This window comes from Bradyrhizobium sp. NAS96.2, from assembly GCF_001908235.1.
GTDB lineage: Bacteria > Pseudomonadota > Alphaproteobacteria > Rhizobiales > Xanthobacteraceae > Bradyrhizobium.
The window spans coordinates 25,813-42,070 of sequence record NZ_LGHK01000107.1; the positions used below are offsets into that span (position 1 = coordinate 25,813).

General features: G+C 65.5%; 11 protein-coding genes. All 11 read right to left on the reverse strand.

The features are described 5' to 3' along the window. Positions 1 to 34 precede the first annotated feature (34 nt). The 11 genes from AC628_RS23150 to AC628_RS23200 all read right to left on the reverse strand — a co-directional run bounded on the left by AC628_RS23150 (position 35) and on the right by AC628_RS23200 (position 16,067). On the reverse strand, positions 35 to 913 hold the full coding sequence (locus AC628_RS23150) for a transglutaminase family protein (protein WP_074129032.1): 879 nt from the start codon (positions 911 to 913) through the stop codon (positions 35 to 37). Then, positions 910 to 3,378 (reverse strand): circularly permuted type 2 ATP-grasp protein, encoded by a 2,469-nt coding sequence (locus AC628_RS23155; protein WP_502689759.1) that lies wholly within the window; start codon positions 3,376 to 3,378, stop codon positions 910 to 912. Before AC628_RS23155 ends, AC628_RS23150 begins: the two co-directional genes overlap by 4 nt. A 116-nt stretch (positions 3,379 to 3,494) precedes the next feature. Then, positions 3,495 to 6,755, reverse strand: a complete 3,261-nt coding sequence (locus tag AC628_RS23160; RefSeq protein WP_074129034.1) for a transglutaminase family protein — start codon at positions 6,753 to 6,755, stop codon at positions 3,495 to 3,497. Positions 6,756 to 6,935: 180 nt separating this feature from the next. Then, positions 6,936 to 7,592, reverse strand: a complete 657-nt coding sequence (locus tag AC628_RS23165) for a GDSL-type esterase/lipase family protein (RefSeq protein ID WP_349510129.1) — start codon at positions 7,590 to 7,592, stop codon at positions 6,936 to 6,938. Between the two features lie 67 nt (positions 7,593 to 7,659). After that, positions 7,660 to 9,183 (reverse strand): UxaA family hydrolase, encoded by a 1,524-nt coding sequence (locus tag AC628_RS23170; protein WP_074129036.1) that lies wholly within the window; start codon positions 9,181 to 9,183, stop codon positions 7,660 to 7,662. Positions 9,184 to 9,399: 216 nt separating this feature from the next. Continuing rightward, positions 9,400 to 10,176 carry an HpcH/HpaI aldolase family protein gene (locus AC628_RS23175; RefSeq protein WP_074129037.1) on the reverse strand — a complete coding sequence of 259 codons (777 nt, stop codon included), beginning with the start codon at positions 10,174 to 10,176 and terminating at the stop codon, positions 9,400 to 9,402. A 37-nt stretch (positions 10,177 to 10,213) separates the two neighbouring features. After that, positions 10,214 to 11,299 carry a malate/lactate/ureidoglycolate dehydrogenase gene (locus AC628_RS23180; RefSeq protein ID WP_074129038.1) on the reverse strand — a complete coding sequence of 362 codons (1,086 nt, stop codon included), beginning with the start codon at positions 11,297 to 11,299 and terminating at the stop codon, positions 10,214 to 10,216. A 36-nt stretch (positions 11,300 to 11,335) separates the two neighbouring features. After that, on the reverse strand, positions 11,336 to 12,064 hold the full coding sequence (locus tag AC628_RS23185; RefSeq protein ID WP_021079917.1) for an ABC transporter ATP-binding protein: 729 nt from the start codon (positions 12,062 to 12,064) through the stop codon (positions 11,336 to 11,338). Continuing rightward, entirely contained in the window at positions 12,064 to 13,836 is a 1,773-nt protein-coding gene (locus AC628_RS23190) for a branched-chain amino acid ABC transporter ATP-binding protein/permease (protein ID WP_074129039.1), read from the reverse strand. Before AC628_RS23190 ends, AC628_RS23185 begins: the two co-directional genes overlap by 1 nt. After that, positions 13,833 to 14,705 carry a branched-chain amino acid ABC transporter permease gene (locus AC628_RS23195; protein ID WP_074129040.1) on the reverse strand — a complete coding sequence of 291 codons (873 nt, stop codon included), beginning with the start codon at positions 14,703 to 14,705 and terminating at the stop codon, positions 13,833 to 13,835. Before AC628_RS23195 ends, AC628_RS23190 begins: the two co-directional genes overlap by 4 nt. A 216-nt stretch (positions 14,706 to 14,921) precedes the next feature. Next, positions 14,922 to 16,067, reverse strand: coding sequence for an ABC transporter substrate-binding protein (locus tag AC628_RS23200; RefSeq protein ID WP_074129041.1), 1,146 nt, complete (start codon positions 16,065 to 16,067; stop codon positions 14,922 to 14,924). Positions 16,068 to 16,258: the final 191 nt, after the last annotated feature.

The window sequence follows — 16,258 nt, forward strand, 5'->3', positions numbered from 1 at the left end:
GGCGCGGTCGAACGGGGCGCCTGCCGCCCACGGCTCACTCCACCGGCAACACATCGACGGCGACGCTGAGCTTCTGCTTGCGCGCGCCGACGATGACGCCGTCGACCGGCGAGACGTCGGCGAAGTCGCGGCCGATGGCGAGAATGATGTGATCGTTGGCGACCATGAGATCGTTGGTCGGGTCGAACCCGACCCAGCCGAGCTCGCTGCCGCACCAGACCGACACCCAGGCGTGGGTTGCGTCAGCACCCTGTAGCCGCGGCTGGCCCGGCGGCGGGATGGTGCGCAGATAACCGCTGACATAGGCCGCGGGCAAACCGAGCCCGCGAAGCCCGGCGATCATCACATGGGCAAAATCCTGGCACACGCCGTGACGCTTCTCGAACACGTCGCGAAGCGGCGTCGAGATCACGGTCGCCTTGGGATCGTATTTGAAGTCGCTGCGGATGCGGCGCATCAGATCGGCCGCCCCAGCGAGGATCCCACTATCAGGCGAAAAGCTCGCGGAAGCGTAGGCCGTCACCGGCCGCAGCACCGGCACCAGCGCACTGGCAAAGACGTAGCCGACCGGCGAGGCCGCATCGAGGCTCAGCGCCTCGAACGCATGGTCACGCACGCTCTCCCAGGGCGGGCTGACGGCGTCGCGCGCTGGCGGCTGCCGCGCCACGGAGACGCGCGAGCGGGAATCGATGCGAAGGCTGCGATGCGCGCTCTCGATCAGGACGCTCTCGGTCAGCGTGCCGAAGAAATCGCGCCGCGCGGTGCGCTCCGCGGGCCTCGGACGGATCTCGACCGAATGGGAGATCAGTTGCTGCCCGTCGCCGCTGATCGGCTCCAGCCGCAGCGAGCAGCGGGCGAAGCTGACCTGGGTCTCGTAGCTATAGGTGGTGACGTGGCGGATGTCGTAGATCACGCCAGCCCCGTGAGCTTCTCCGGCCGGCTGGCGTTCGGTCCATGCGGGAAATAATGCAGCCCGACCGCGTCGGCGAGGTTGAGCAGATCCTGCTCCAGCGCGAACAGCGTCTTGACGTCGAGGCTCGAAGCTTCGGCCGTCGTCAACATCGCCTCGACCGCGACCGCTAGCCGCTGCGGCCGCTCGATCAGGCCATGCTCCTTCAGGCTCGGCAGCGCGGCGATGTGCTCGTTCAGCGCCGCGACCTGGAATGCGACTGAGCGCGGATTGTAGGGATCGAGCACCGCAAGATCGCGCACCGGTGTCAGCAGCGGCTGCACCAGATAGCGCGAGCGATAGGTGATCTGGCAGTCGACCAGCGTGAGCAGGACGTCGAGGTCCTCGTCGCCGGCTTCGTCATAGGCGAACTGGCGGGCGAAGCGCGTGGTGTTGATGGCGCGCTCGGCGCGGCGGCCCATCTCGAGGAAGCGCCAGCCGGCGGCGCGGTTCATGTTCTCCTGCGCGAGGCCGGCGAAGCTTGCGAGTTCCTGCAAGGTCAGCTCGGCGGCGCTGACGACGCCGTCATCGTCATGAACCTCGATCGCGAGGCGGTCGGCCATCTCGGTGATGACCTGCCAGGCGTCCGGCGACAGCCGCTCGCGGAGCGACGTCGCGGTACGCTGCGCCGACCGCACCAGCGACAGCGCCGAGCCGAACTTCTCCTCGCTCTGCAGCGCTTCGAGCGCGACCTTGGCGGGATTGGCGCGCGCGGTCTGCGACGCCGCGCCCCAGGTCACCAGCAAGCGCTGGATGCGCTCGGCCGAATGCATCGCCGGCGCGTTGCCGTTCGAATTCGCCCGCGCGGGATCGCGCAGCGGCGTGCACAGCGCGCGGATCAGGCGAATGGTGGCCTCGGCGCGCTCGAGATAGCGGCCGAGCCAGAACAGATTGTCTGCGGCGCGGCTCGGGAGCACGCCGGCGATGCGGCGGATGCGGACGGTGTCGACCGCCGGCAGCAAGGTCGAGGTCGCGACCGCCTTGTCGGACACCACCCAGACGTCGGCGGAGACCGCGCCATCGCCCATCGACACCGCGCGCGCATCCGCTCGATCGGCGATCCGGCAGAAGCCGCCGGGCAGCACGGTCCAGCCGTTCGGCGTCGCCGCCGCGAACACCCGCAGCACGAACGGACGCGGCGCGATGCGGCCGTTCTCCCACACCGGCGTGGTCGAGAGCCGCACCAGCTCCTGACCTACATAGTCGATGCCGCGGTGGCTGATCGCGTCCTTCAGGCGGTCGCGATCCGCCGCCGACAATTCGCCGGGGAGCACCGGGCCATAGCCGGGAAAATCTGCAACGCCGCGGCCATAGGCGCCTTCGATCGCAAATTCATCGAGCCGCGACAGCACCTGCTCGCGGGCCGACTTCTGGCCGCACCACCAGGTCGCGATATGCGGCATCATCAGGTCTTCAGAGAGCAGACGCCGGCACAGATTGGGAAGGAAGCCGAGCAGCGCCCTCGCCTCCATCACGCCCGAGCCCGGCATGTTGGCGACCACGACGCCGCCCTTGCGCAGCACTTCGACGAGACCGGGCACACCGAGATAGGAGGAGGCGTCGAGCTCGAGCGGATCGAGCATGTTGGAATCGACCCGGCGCAGCAGCACGTCGAGCCGCTTCAATCCAGCGACGGTGCGGATGTGGATGCGGTCGCCGGAGACCGCGAGATCATCGCCCTCGACCAAGAGGAAGCCGAGATAGCGCGCCAGCGTGGCATGCTCGAAATAGGTCTCGCTGAACGCGCCCGGCGTGAGCAGGCCGATCCGCGGCTCGTCGCGGTCGGCGCTGGCGCGCAGCGAATCGCGGAACGCTTCGAAGAACGGCGCGACGCGCTCGACATTCATCGACTTGTAGAGATTGGAAAAGGCGCGCGACAGCACCAGGCGATTTTCCAGCGCATAGCCCGCGCCCGACGGCGCCTGCGTGCGATCGCCGAGCACCCACCAGCGGCCGTCAGGCCCGCGGCCGATGTCGGCGGCATAGAGATGCAGATAGCGCCCGCCCGGCGGCTTGATGCCGCTGACCGCGCGCAGATATTCACTGCTGCCCGCGATCGCAGCGGCGGGGATGGCACCGTCGGCGACGAGACGGCCCTCGCCGTAGAGATCGGCCAGCACCATTTCCAGGAGCTGCGCACGCTGCGCGACGCCGGCGGCGAGCTGCCGCCAGTCGGCGGCGTCGATGATCAGCGGCAGATGACTGAGCGGCCAGATCCGGTCAGACGTATCGCCGGGCGCGCGATAGGTGACGCCGGCCTCGCGCAAGTGACGATCCGCGTTGGCGAAGCGACGCTCGATATCGGCCGGCGACAGCCCGGCAAAGGCATCGAAGAAACGGGCCCAGACCGGCCGCGGCGCGCCGTTCTCGGCGATATATTCATCGGGAATGCCCGGAAGCCGGACATAATCCCGGGTCCATTGCGCCATCCGGCGCTGACCGGGACGGGCCCGGCTCTCCTGACTGCTGCCTTGACTGCTGCCCCGGCCACCCGACACGGTCATTGCACTTCCCCTGCACCCCAGTTCGCTGGAGAACGCTCCAATTAGTGCAGGAGCGGGCTCCGCAAGTCGAGGGTCAAGGGAAACTCAATTGTGCGTTCCTCCGGCGGCGTTTCGATCTTGCCGGGGGTGTGGCCGTGTTCCTGGAAGCGCGCCAGCCGCCGCGCCTCGGCCTCGTAGGAATTGACCGGCTTGGTCTCGTAGTTGCGGCCGCCGGGATGGGCGACATGATAGACGCAGCCGCCGAGCGAGCGGCCGTTCCAGGTGTCGATCAGGTCAAATGTCAGCGGCGCGTGCACGGGAATGGTCGGATGCAGGCCGGAGGCCGGCTGCCAGGCCTTGAAGCGGACGCCGGCGACCGCTTCGCCAGCGCGGCCGGTCTCGGTCATCGGCATCCGCCTGCCATTGCAGGTGACGACATGGCGGCTCTCGACGAACCCGCTTGCCTTCACCTGCAGCCGCTCGACCGACGAATCGACGTAACGCACGGTGCCGCCCGAGGTGCCCTCCTCGCCCAGCACATGCCAGGGCTCGAGCGCCTGCCGCAACTCGAGGCCGACGCCACCATGGTGGACGCGGCCGAAGGCGGGGAAGCGGAATTCAAGCTGCGCCTGATACCATTCCGGCTCGACGTCGTAGCCGGACTGCTTGAGCTCGGCGAGCACCCCCAAAAAATCCTCCCAGAGGAAATGCGGCAGCATGAAGCGGTCGTGCAGCGCGGTGCCCCAGCGCACGAACTTGCCCTGCTGCGGCTCGCGCCACAGCTTTGCGATCAGCGCCCGGATCAACAGCTGCTGCGCCAGCGACATCCGCGGGTCGGGCGGCATTTCGAGCGCGCGGAATTCGACCAGGCCTAGCCGGCCGGTCGGCCCGTCCGGCGAATAGAGCTTGTCGATGCAGATCTCGGCGCGATGGGTGTTGCCGGTGATGTCGACCAGGATGTGCCGGAACAGCCGGTCGACCAGCCATAGCGGCGCGTCCATGCCCGGCGGCGGCACGTGCGACAGCGCGATCTCGAGTTCATAGAGCCCGTCATGCCGCGCCTCGTCGATGCGCGGCGCCTGGCTAGTCGGGCCGATGAACATGCCGGAGAACAGATAGGACAGCGACGGATGCCGCTGCCAGTACAGCACGAGGCTCTTCAACAGATCAGGCCGACGCAGGAACGGCGAATCCTCCGGCTTGCTGCCGCCGACCACGATGTGGTTGCCGCCGCCGGTGCCGGTATGGCGGCCGTCGATCAGGAAGCGGTTGGCCCCTAACCGCGTCTTCGCGGAGTCCTCGTAGAGGCCGAGGGTGATGTCGACGGCCTCGCGCCAGCTCTGCGCCGGCTGCACGTTGATCTCGATCACGCCGGGGTCCGGCGTCACCTTGATCACCTCAATGCGCGGGTCGAAGGGCGGCGAATAGCCTTCGACATGCACCGCGAGCTGCGTTTCCTCGGCGGTCGCCTCGATTGCCGTGATCAGTTCGAGATAGTCATCGACCTTTTCGACCGGCGGCATGAAGACGCAGAGCACGCCATCGCGGACTTCGATCGCCATTGCAGTGCGCACCGGCAGCGGCTCGGGGACGTCCTTCAGCGCCTGCTTCAACTCCGCGTCGGCAAGCGCCTCGCGCGGCGCCATCGGATCCTGCTCGACGATGTAAGGATAGTCCTCCGGCGGGACATGTTCGAGCGAGCCGATCGGCAGCCGCAGGCCGAGCGGCGAATCGCCAGGTGATGCGAACAGATGGCTGCGACGGATCTTCCAGTGCTCGCTGCGCCAGCGCGCAGGGATTTTGTCGACAAGCGGCGTCCAACGCTGGATCGGCAGCACGAAGCCTTTCGGCGTCGTCAATCCCTCGTCGAACACCCGCGCCAGGCGCGCGCGCTCTTCGGCATCCGTCAGCTTGGAATTGTCGGGCGTGACGTTGGCCGGCAGGCCGGCTTCACGCTGCAGCCAGAACGCCGGGTCTTCATAAGCCGGCATGACATAGTCGGCGCCGAGTCCGAGCTTCTTCGCTGTGCCGACGACAAAGCGCTCAGCATCCGCAACTTCGGCCCTGCGTGGATTCTCGATCGACGCGATCAGGCCGGCATTCTTCCAGATCGGCTTGCCGTCCTTGCGCCAATAGAGGCCGAACGCCCAGCGCGGCAGGCTCTCGCCGGGATACCATTTGCCCTGGCCGTAATGCAGCAACCCGCCGGGCGCGAACCGCGTGCGCAGCTTGCGGATCAATTCGTCGGCGAGCGCGCGCTTGGTCGGGCCGACCGCGGCGACATTCCACTCCGGCGATTCCAGATCGTCGACCGAGACAAAGGTCGGCTCGCCGCCCATGGTGAGCCGCACGTCGTCCTTCTTGAGGTCGGCATCGACCTGCTCGCCGAGCCGATCGAGCCGCGCCCAGGATGCATCCGAAAACGGTCTCGTGATCCGCGGCGCCTCGCGGATCCGCTTGACGCTCATCTCGAAGCCGAACTCGACATTGGCGGCTCCCGCGGTCCCAGTCACCGGCGCGGCCGAGCGGTAGTGCGGCGTGGCGCAGACCGGAATGTGTCCCTCGCCCGTCAGCATGCCGGAGGTGACGTCGAAGCCGATCCAGCCCGCGCCCGGCAGATAGACCTCGGCCCAGGCATGCAGATCGGTGAAATCGTTCTCGACCTCGCGCGGCCCCTCGAGCGGATCGATATCGGGCCGCAGCTGAATGAGATATCCGGAGACGAAGCGCGCAGCGAGCCCGAGATGCCGCAGCGTCTGGATCAAAAGCCACGCCGAGTCGCGGCACGAGCCGGAGCAAGCGGCCAGCGTCTCCTCCGGCGTCTGGATGCCGGCCTCCATGCGGATCACGTAGCTGATCTTCTTTTGCAGCTGCGCGTTCAGCTCGACCAGAAAATTGACGGTGCTGTCGGCTTGGCGGGGAATGTCCTTCAGGTAGGCCGCGAGCAACGGCCCGGGCTCCTCGGTCTCGAGATAGGGCGCGAGTTCGGTCTTGAGATCGCCGGGATATTCGAATGGAAAGTTGTTGGCATAGGGCTCGACGAAGAAGTCGAACGGATTGACCACCGTCATCTCAGCCGTGAAGTCGACCTCGACCTTGAGCTCGGTCGCCTTCTCCGGAAACACGTAGCGCGCGAGCCAGTTACCCTGCGGGTCCTGCTGCCAGTTCACGAAATGATTTGATGGCGTGACCTTGAGCGAATAGCTCAGGATCGGCGTGCGGGTGTGCGGCGCGGGCCGAAGCCGAATGGTCTGGGGGCCGAGATCGATCGGCCGGTCGTATTTGTAGTGCGTGACGTGATGCAGTGCGACGAAGATCGACACGGACCAAGGACTCCAGCAGCTTTTTTGAGCAGAACACTGGTTCCGGTATGGATCAAGCACTAACAACGGGCACGGGGTGCCCAAGCGACGAGCGAAGCCGTAGCCCGGATGGAGCGCAGCGCAATCCGGGATCTTCTCCGCGGCAAGAGTCCCGGATTTCGCTGCGCTCCATCCGGGCTACTAACGGCCGATCGCGCCTGACACCTGCGACGCAAGCTGCTCGGCGAGCATGTGATAGCCTTCGGGGGTCAGGTGCACGCCATCAGGCTGATGCGGCAGTCCGCCCAGCATCCCGTTCGGGAGCATGATCACCGTGATGCCACGGGCGCTGAGGCGGCTCTGAATATCCGCAGTCCGGTCAGGGCTGCCCTTACGCCGATCGTTGCCGCCCGGCTGCAAGATGACCGCGCGGGTCCCGTTCGGGACGGCCAAGTCCAGCCGTTGCAGCATCCCTTCCGTGGTGTCGCCATTGATGCCGGCGTTGACGATACGGACGTTCAATCCCTTGGCCCGCAAGATCGCCTCGAGCTGCGCGGGATAGGCCTGGTTACGCGCCACGCCCTTGCCATAGGTGTTGCTCGCGCCAAGCGCGACGATGGTCGCGGCGTCAGCTGAGGCGACGCCGAGGCTCAATGCGGCCAGAAATGCGAAGCATCCAATAAGTCCGAACCGAAGCGCGCACATGCTTCCTCCGTTCAGTCGTGGCCTGGATGGAGCGTAGCGCAATCCCGGAAGCTGTATCCATGGAATTCGTCGTCCCTGCGAAAGCAGGGACCCATAACCACCGGCCGTGGTGATGCGGAAAGTGTCTGACACCGCCTTGAAACGATAGATCACGCGGTATGGGTCCCGGCCTTCGCCGGGACGACAGCGAGAATGCGGCCTGTATTGTAGCTCCTAAGCGCTACATCGTAGCTCCCAGCACCCACGGCGCGAACTCGGCGCCGCCGAAATCAAAACTCTCGCTCTTGGTCGGCTGGCCCGAGGCGGTCTTGAGGATGAGGTCGAAGATGCGCTGGCCGCATTCCTGCACGCTCTCCTCGCCGTCGAGGATGGTGCCGCAATTGACGTCCATGTCGTCTTGCATCCGCTTGTACATCGGCGTGTTGGTGGCGAGCTTGATCGACGGCGCCGGCTTGCAGCCGAACACGCTACCGCGGCCGGTGGTGAAGCAGACGAGATTGGCACCCCCGGCGACCTGCCCGGTCGCGGCGACCGGGTCGTAGCCGGGCGTGTCCATAAATACAAAGCCCTTCTTGGTAACGGGCTCGGCGTAGCGCAGCACGTCGACGAGATTGGTGCTGCCGGCCTTGGCCATCGCGCCGAGCGACTTCTCTAGGATGGTGGTGAGACCGCCGGCCTTGTTGCCCGGGCTCGGATTGGCATTCATCTCGGCGCCCTCACGCTGGGTGTATTCCTCCCACCAGCGCATCAGGCCGACCAGCTTCTCGCCGACCTCGCGGCTGACGGCGCGGCGGGTCAGCAGATGCTCGGCGCCGTAGGTCTCCGGCGTCTCGGACAGGATCACCGTGCCGCCGTGACGGACCAAGAGATCGCTCGCCGCGCCGAGCGCCGGATTGGCCGACACGCCGGAGTATCCATCCGAGCCGCCGCATTGCAGCGCCACGGTGAGCTCGCTTGCCGGCACCGCCTCGCGCTTGACCTTGTTGGCTTCAGCGAGCGCCTCCTTGACGAAAGCAACGCCGGCTTCCACGGTCTTGCGCGTGCCGCCAACCTCCTGGATATCCATCGCGCGCAAACGGCCGGCGAGCTTCTGCTCCTGCATCAGGCCGCCGATCTGGTTCACCTCGCAGCCGAGGCCGAGCACGATGACGTTGGAGAAATTGACGTGTCGCGCATAGCCGCCGAGCGTACGGCGGAGCAGCGCCAAGGGCTCGTCCTGGGTCATGCCGCAGCCGGTCTTGTGGGTCAGCGCGACGACGCCGTCGACGTTCGGGTAATCGGCGAGCGGATTGTCGCCGGTGAATGGGTTCTTCTTGAACATGTCGGCGACGATGCCCGCAACATGGGCGCTGCAATTCACCGAGGTGAGGATGCCGATATAGTTGCGCGTCGCGACGCGGCCGTCGGCGCGGCGGATGCCCTCGAAGGTCGCCGGCAGATCGAAGTTCGGCACCGGTTTGACGTCGACGCCATAGGCATAGTCCTTGGCGAAATCGCCCATGCCACAGTTCTGGGTGTGCACATGCTGGCCCGGCGCGATCGGCTGCGTCGCAAATCCGATGATCTGGCCGTAGCGCCTGATCGGCTCGCCTTGCGCGATCGGCCTGATCGCGACCTTGTGGCCGGCCGGAATCCGATCGACCGTGGTGACGCCCTCGGTCACCTCCAGCCCCGGCGGCAGGCTCGCGCGCGCGATCAAAACGCTGTCGTCGGCGTGCAGGCGGATCACTTGTGCCGAAGCCATGGGAGTTCTCCTTTGGAGTTCTTCACCTCTCTCCGTCTTTTACGGAGAGAGGTCGGATTGCTTCAGCAATCCGGGTGAGGGGCGAAGCACGATGTCAGTTACAGCGATGGTGCTCGCCGGATAGAAGCCCCTCACCTCAACCCCCTCCCCGCATCCGCCTTCGCCCGAAGGCGGGCTTCGGCGGACGAGAGTGCGGGGCGAGGGAGAGGATCACGCTTACGCCTTGCCGCCGGACTTCTCGCGGGTCTGGTTGACCTGCATCTTGGCGTAGACCTGCATCAGGCCGACTTCGTTCGACAGCGTCACGAGCTTGAAGCCCATGTTGATCGCGCGCACCGCGCCTTCGGCGCCGGAGCAGTGGATGCCGGGGTTGAGACCGCGCTTGCCGCACTCCTTGATGATCTTCTCGTAGATCTTGAGGATCTCCGGCTCGTCGCGATCGAGCTTCGGCACCAGACCGTAGGAGAAGCCGAGATCGGACGGGCCGATATAGACGCCGTCGATGCCCTCGACATCGAGGATCGCTTCCATGTTCTCGACCGCGGTCTTGGTCTCCATCATCGGCAGCAGCACGATCTCGTCGTTGGCGGTCTGCTGATAGGTGCCGGCCGAGCCATACATGCCGGCGCGGATCGGACCGTTGGAGCGCACGCCCTTCGGCGGATATTTTGCGTAGGAGACGAGGTTCTTGGCTTCCTGCGGCGTGTTGACCATCGGACAGATTACGCCATAGGCGCCGCCGTCCAGCACCTTGCCGATGATGCCCGGCTCATTCCAGGGCACGCGGACCATCGGCGTCACCGGATGGGCATGCATCGCCTGGAAGCATTGCACCATCGACTGATAATCCTGCACGCCATGCTGCATGTCGACGGTGACGCTGTCGAAGCCGCATTGCGCGATCACTTCGGCCGAAAACCCAGAGGGGATCGCGAGCCACGCGTTCACCACCGCCTTGCCTGAAGCCCAGACCCGCTTGACCTTGTTTGCCATTGTTCGCGTTTCCTTTTGTGTTTTTGGGGGGCTAACCTCAGCTGGTCGCCCGCTGGATCGAGACTTCGCTGACGCCGACTTCGCGCGCGGTATTCACTATCGCCGCCCAGGTGTCGTCAGGCAAGGGGATGCCGTTCTTCGTGCGATCGGCGCGGGTTTTCCGCTCGGGATCGCCAGGAACCAGCACGGAATCCGTGCCCGCGATCGGCTTGGTGGCGCGGATGAAATCGGTGTAGCGGGTGATCTCGCCGTCGAAGAAATTGCTGGTGTCGATCACCTTGGGATCGATGTAGAACGCCATCATGCCGTTGGCGAAGCGCCGGTCCGACGACGTCGCACCGGTGCCGGTCAGCGCGCCGCCGAGCAGTTCGCAGATGAAGGCAAGGCCCGAGCCCTTGTGATCGCCGAAGGCGCGGATCGCACCGGTTCCCTTGGTGTGGTCGCGCGGCCCATCCGGCGTGTACGGGCCGTACAGCACATGCGGATCCTCGCTCAGCGTGCCGTCCGCATCGACCAGCGCGCCGATCGGCAACCTCTTGCCGCCGCGGCTTGCGACCAGGCACTTGCCCTCGGCCACAACCGAGGTCGCGAAATCCAGCACGATCGGATCCTGGCCCTGACGAGGAATGCCGACGCAATAGGGCGCGGTCGACAGCCGCTTCTCGACGCCGCCGTAAGGCGCGACCAGCAGCGAGCCCGCCGCAGTGACGAAATGAATTGAAACAAGACCTTCGGCGGCGGCCATTTCGGCCCAGTCGCCGACGCGGCCGAGATGGCCGGAGTTGCGCAGCGCGACCGCGGCAAGCCCCGCCTTCTTGCACTTCTCGATGCCGAGCTTGACCGCGATCGGGGTGACGGTCTGGCCATAACCGAACTTGCCGTCGACCACCGCGAGCGACGGCGTGTCGACCACGACCTCGGGGGTCTGGTTCGGCACGATCGAGCCCATCTTCTTCCACCTGACATAAACAGGCACGCGGATCACGCCATGGCTGTCGTGGCCGGTGAGGTTCGCCGTCGTCAGATAGGTCGCGATGCGCTTCGCCTCTTCCGGAGAGGACTCCGAATGCGAAAACACCTCGGACACGAAGTTGATGAGATTATCGACCTTGATGGTGACCATGAATAACTAGCTCGCTCGGTGAAGCACGGGACGTTGTCAGGCGTGGGTCTTGGCGTGGCCGCCGAGATAGGCCGCGGCGATGGCTTCATTGCCCCACAATTCGTCGGGCTTGCCACCGAGCACGATCCGCCCGGTTTCGAGAACAAAGCCGTGATCGGCGACCGAGAGTCCCATGCGCGCATTTTGCTCGACGAGCAAGACCGTGGTGTCCTTCCTGATCTGCGAAATGATGCGGAACACCGCCTGCACGATCACAGGTGCGAGACCGAGCGACGGCTCGTCGAGCAGCAGCAGCCGCGGCTTGGCCATCAGGCCGCGCGCCACCGCGACCATCTGCAGCTGTCCGCCGGACAGCGTCCAGCCGAGCGCGTTGGAGAAGGCACGAATATCCGGAAACAAATCGAACATCGCATCGGCCTCGCGCGAGATCTGCGACGCCGACACCTTGCGGTTCGACGCGCCGAGCATGATGTTCTCTTTCACGGTGAGGCCCGGAAAAACGCGGCGGCCTTCCGGCACATGCGAGATGCCGAGCCGCACGATCGCTTCCGGCCCAAGGCCCGCGATCGAATGACCGTCGAACAGGATGTCGCCGGAGGCCGGCTTGGCGAGGCCGGAGATCGCCCGCAGCGTGGTCGACTTGCCGGCACCATTGGCGCCGAGCAGCGTGACCACCTGCCCCTGCTCCACGGCGATGGTGACGCCGCGCAGCGCTTCGATCTCGCCGTAGCGGACCACGAGATTGCGGATTTCGAGCAGCGGCATCATTCGCTCCCGAGATAGGCGGAGACGACGTCGGGATGGCGTAGCACCGCCATGGACTCGCCGTCCGCGATGCGGCGTCCGAAGTTCAGCACGGTGATGTGCTGGGCGGCTTCCGAGACCAGCGTCATGTCGTGATCGATGATCAGGATCGTGAGGCCTTGCGCCGCGATGCGCTTGAGCAACTCATGCAGCTCGAGCTTCTCAGTTGAATTGAGGCCTGCGGCCGGCTCGTCGAGCAGCAGCAAGGTGGGGTTCGACGCCAGCGCCCGCGCGATCTCGATCAGCCGCTGGTGGCCATAGGAGAAGCTCGAGATCAATTCGTTGGCGCGGCTGCCGAGGCCGACGAAGGTCAGCGCCTCCATCGCCCGCTCGGTCAGCGCGTCGTCACCCTTCCCGATCATGGTGTTGCCGGGCCGCTCGGCGCCGATCTCGACATTCTCCAGCGCCGTCATCGAGCGGAACAGGCGGATGTTCTGGAAGGTGCGTCCGAGGCCCGCGGCCGTGCGCTGATGCGGCGCCATGTTGGTGATGTCGGTGCCGTCGAGCACGATCCTGCCCGATGTCGCCTTGTAGAGGCCGGACAGCACGTTCAACGTCGTGGTCTTGCCGGAGCCGTTGGGGCCGATCAGCGCGTGCACGCTGCCGCGCTTCACCGCGATGTCGACGCCGTCGACGGCCTTGAGGCCGCCGAAATGCTTCGAGAGCCCGGTGACCTCGAGCACGATGTCGCCGCCAGTCGTCGCGGGCTTGAGCAGGAGCGCTCCGGCAACAGGCGGCGCCTTGGTGTGCGCACGCCAGCGCGTGAACGCGTCCGACACGAAGCCCCAGATGCCGTCAGGCATGAAGCGGATGATCAGGATCACCGACAGGCCGTAGATCGCGAGGTAAAGCCCGGGCACGCTCTTGAGGAAGCGCAGCCATTCCGGGATCAGGATCAACAGCCCGGTGCCGATCACCGAGCCGATCGGCGAGGCCACGCCGCCGAGCAGCGACATGGTCAGAAACTGGATCGATTCCGCGAACGAGAACTGGTCCGGGCTGACATAGGCGAAGCCGCCGGCAAACAGGCCGCCCGCGAGGCCACCGAGCACCGCGCAGACCGCGAAGGCATAGACCTTGGTGCGGAATACGTCGATGCCGTTGACCCCGGCCGCGAGCTCATTGTCGCGCACCGCGCGCATGGCACGGCCGAGCTTGGTATCAGGCAGATGCCAGACCAGATAGCCGACGATGGCGAGCATCGCGACGCAGAAGGCGAGATAGCTCTGCGAGGACTGGAACAGCTCGGGCCGGCGAATGTTGGCGACGCCGTCCGGTCCATGGGTGACGCCGACCGCGTTGATCATCACCAGCGTCACGATCTGCTGGAACGAGATCGTCACCATGGCGAGGTAATGCCCGCCCAGCCGCAGCGTCGACATGCCTAGGAATGCACCGGCAACCAGCGTGATCGCGCAGGCGCCAACAAGGCAGAGCCAGAAGTTCAGATGCAGGTCGGCGGTGCCGAGGCCGACGGCATAGGCGCCAAAGCCGAAGAACGCCGCCTGCGCCAGGTTGATCTGGCCGCACAGGCCGAGCACGACCGAAAGCCCGAATACCGCGATCGAGAAGGTCGTGGCCTGCAACAGGATGTTGAGGATGTAACCGTCAAACTGCATGCCCGCGGCGAGCGCCACCAGCACCGCGGCGCCGATGAAATACGGCAGATGACGGATAATCAGCGGCTTCGAGCGCACGGCCGGCGCCGGAATCATGTTGTCGCTGGCGCTCATGCTTTCTCCGCGACACGTTCGCCGAAGATGCCCTGCGGCCGGAACACCAGGAAGGCGATCAGCACCAGGAAGGCAAAGCCGTCCTTGTAGGGCACCGAAATATAGGCGGCGCCGAACGTCTCGATGACGCCGAGCGCGAGGCCGCCGACGATCGCGCCGGCAACATCGCCGAAGCCGCCAATGATAGTCGCGGCGAACGCCTTCAGCGCGATAGTCGAGCCCATCTGGATCGAGACGAACAGCACCGGCGCCACCAGGATGCCGGCAAGACCGCCGAGCACGGCCGAATAAATGAAGGTGATCATGATCATGGTCGAGACGGAAATGCCGAGCAGCGAGGCCATTTCCTTGTCCTGCGAGGTCGCCTGCAGCTTCTTGCCGAGCAGCGTCTTCTCGAAGAACCAGAAATTGAACAGCACCAGCAGGATCGTGACGCCGATGATCAGCAGATACTGGCTGTCGAGATAGACCGGGCCGAGCTGGATGCCGGGCGTATCGAACCAGCCCTGCAGCACCTGCGGCTGCGGACCGTAGATCGCAAGCACCGAGTTCGCCAGCAGGATCGAGGCGCCGATGGTGGCGATGATGACAGGCAGATAGGTGCGGTGGCGCAGCGGATAGTAGACGCCGAGATTGAAGATGACGCCGATCAGCGCCATGCCGGCCAGCGCAATCACGAAGGACAGCCAATAAGGCAGGCCGAGCTCGACGCAGACCACCATCAGATAGGCGGCGACCATCGAGAATTCGCCTTGCGCGAAGTTCACGACATTGGTGGCGCGGAAGATCAGCACGAAACCGAGCGCGACCAGCGCGTAGACCGCGCCGATGCCGATGCCGGTGAACAGCAGTTGTAGAACCAGATCCATGACAGCGCTCATTGAAAGGCGAAGCGAACATCCCGGCACCAGCCGGATCGGAGTGATTGTCGTTCGGGAGGTGGTAGAGCTCTCTCCCCCCTTGCGGGGGAGAGTTGGAGAGAGGGGTAAGCCACGAATTCCGCCCGAGCGGCCTACCCCTCTCCCTAACCCTCCCCCGCAAGGGGGAGGGAACCCATCCATTCGTGCCTCCCTGACCCGCTCGGATCAATCGTTGAAGTCGATGTGCTTGTCGTAGACGATCTTGCCCTTGTCGTTCTTCACGACATTGTAGCCGTGCAGACCATCGCCGTTCTTGTCGAAATTGTACTCGCCTTCGGCGCCGGCGTATTTCTGCGTTGCCAGGATGGCGTCGCGGATCTTGTTCGGGTCGGTCGAGCCGGCCTTGTTGATTGCCGCCGACAAAATGGTGATCGCGTCATACGGCCAGGCGCTCTGGTTGTCGGGCGCGGTCTTGTAGGCATCGCGATAGGCCTTGCCGAACGCCTTCGCGGCGTCGCTTGAATCCTCGGCGAAATCGGCGACCCCGTAGGTGCCGAACAGCGCGGGACCGGCGAGCTTGGTCGAGGAGACCGCCACCACCGAGGGCGAGCCGACCCACGGGATGTTGACGCCGAGCTGGCGCAGCTGCCGGGCGAAGATGCCGAGATCATTCTCGAAGGTGAAGTAGGTGCCGAGCACGTCGGCGCCGGACTGCTTCACGGCCAGCACGACCGGGGTGAAGTCCTGACTCTGGTTGGCATAGCCCTGGTCAAGCACCGGCGGCGCGCCGAGCTTGGTCAGCGCCTCGGAGAGCGCCTTGCCGCCTGCGGTGCCGAAAGCGTCGGTGGAATGGACGATCGCCCATTTCTTCTTGCCGAGCGTGTTGACGCCGAAATCGGCGATCACGCGGCCGGAATAATTGTCGTTGGGGCGGAAACGGAACAGCCAGGGATTGCCGGAGTGGGTGAGATCGGGATTGGTGCCGCCGATCATCACGGGCTTGCCGACCTTGATCACGTCGGGCGCCATCGCCTGCACCTGGGTCGAGCGGATCGAGCCGAGGAAGGCAACGATGTCGGATTGCGCAGCGAGCTTGGAGAACGCCAGCACGATGCCCGGATTGGTGGTCTGGTCGTCCTCGATCACGAGCTCGACCTGTTTGCCGAGCACGCCGCCGGCCTTGTTGACCGCGGCCAGCGCCAGCTTGGCGCCGTTCTGGGCCCACAGCCCCTGCTCGGCCGCCGGTCCGGTCACCGGCACGCACATGCCGATCTTGATGGTCGCTCCCTGCGCCCAGGCGCTGCGCATCAGCGCAGGAGCAGCGAGACCTGCCGCCAAGCCGGCGGAAAACTCACGCCTCGTCAGTTTCATTCAATCCTCCCTGTCATCCGCCGAACTTGATGTCGGCTGCGTTGCGACGAGCTGACGCGTCGATCTGTTGCCCAATCCGCAGCCATCAAGCGGCGCGACGAACAAACGTGAGCGCCGCTGCAGGGCACAAGACGCGCAACAGCGGCCATCAATCTGGCGTTTGCCGTAGCTAAACATGATTGCACATTGCA

Bases quoted from the DNA above. Each gene is read 5' to 3' on its own strand.
- AC628_RS23190 (WP_074129039.1), bottom strand. From the start codon at position 13,836: ATGAGCGCCAGCGACAACATGATTCCGGCGCCGGCCGTGCGCTCGAAG.
- AC628_RS23200 (WP_074129041.1), bottom strand. From the start codon at position 16,067: ATGAAACTGACGAGGCGTGAGTTTTCCGCCGGCTTGGCGGCAGGTCTC.
- AC628_RS23175 (WP_074129037.1), bottom strand. From the start codon at position 10,176: ATGGCAAACAAGGTCAAGCGGGTCTGGGCTTCAGGCAAGGCGGTGGTG.
- AC628_RS23170 (WP_074129036.1), bottom strand. From the start codon at position 9,183: ATGGCTTCGGCACAAGTGATCCGCCTGCACGCCGACGACAGCGTTTTG.
- AC628_RS23155 (WP_502689759.1), bottom strand. From the start codon at position 3,378: ATGGCGCAATGGACCCGGGATTATGTCCGGCTTCCGGGCATTCCCGAT.
- AC628_RS23180 (WP_074129038.1), bottom strand. From the start codon at position 11,299: ATGGTCACCATCAAGGTCGATAATCTCATCAACTTCGTGTCCGAGGTG.
- AC628_RS23195 (WP_074129040.1), bottom strand. From the start codon at position 14,705: ATGGATCTGGTTCTACAACTGCTGTTCACCGGCATCGGCATCGGCGCG.
- AC628_RS23185 (WP_021079917.1), bottom strand. From the start codon at position 12,064: ATGCCGCTGCTCGAAATCCGCAATCTCGTGGTCCGCTACGGCGAGATC.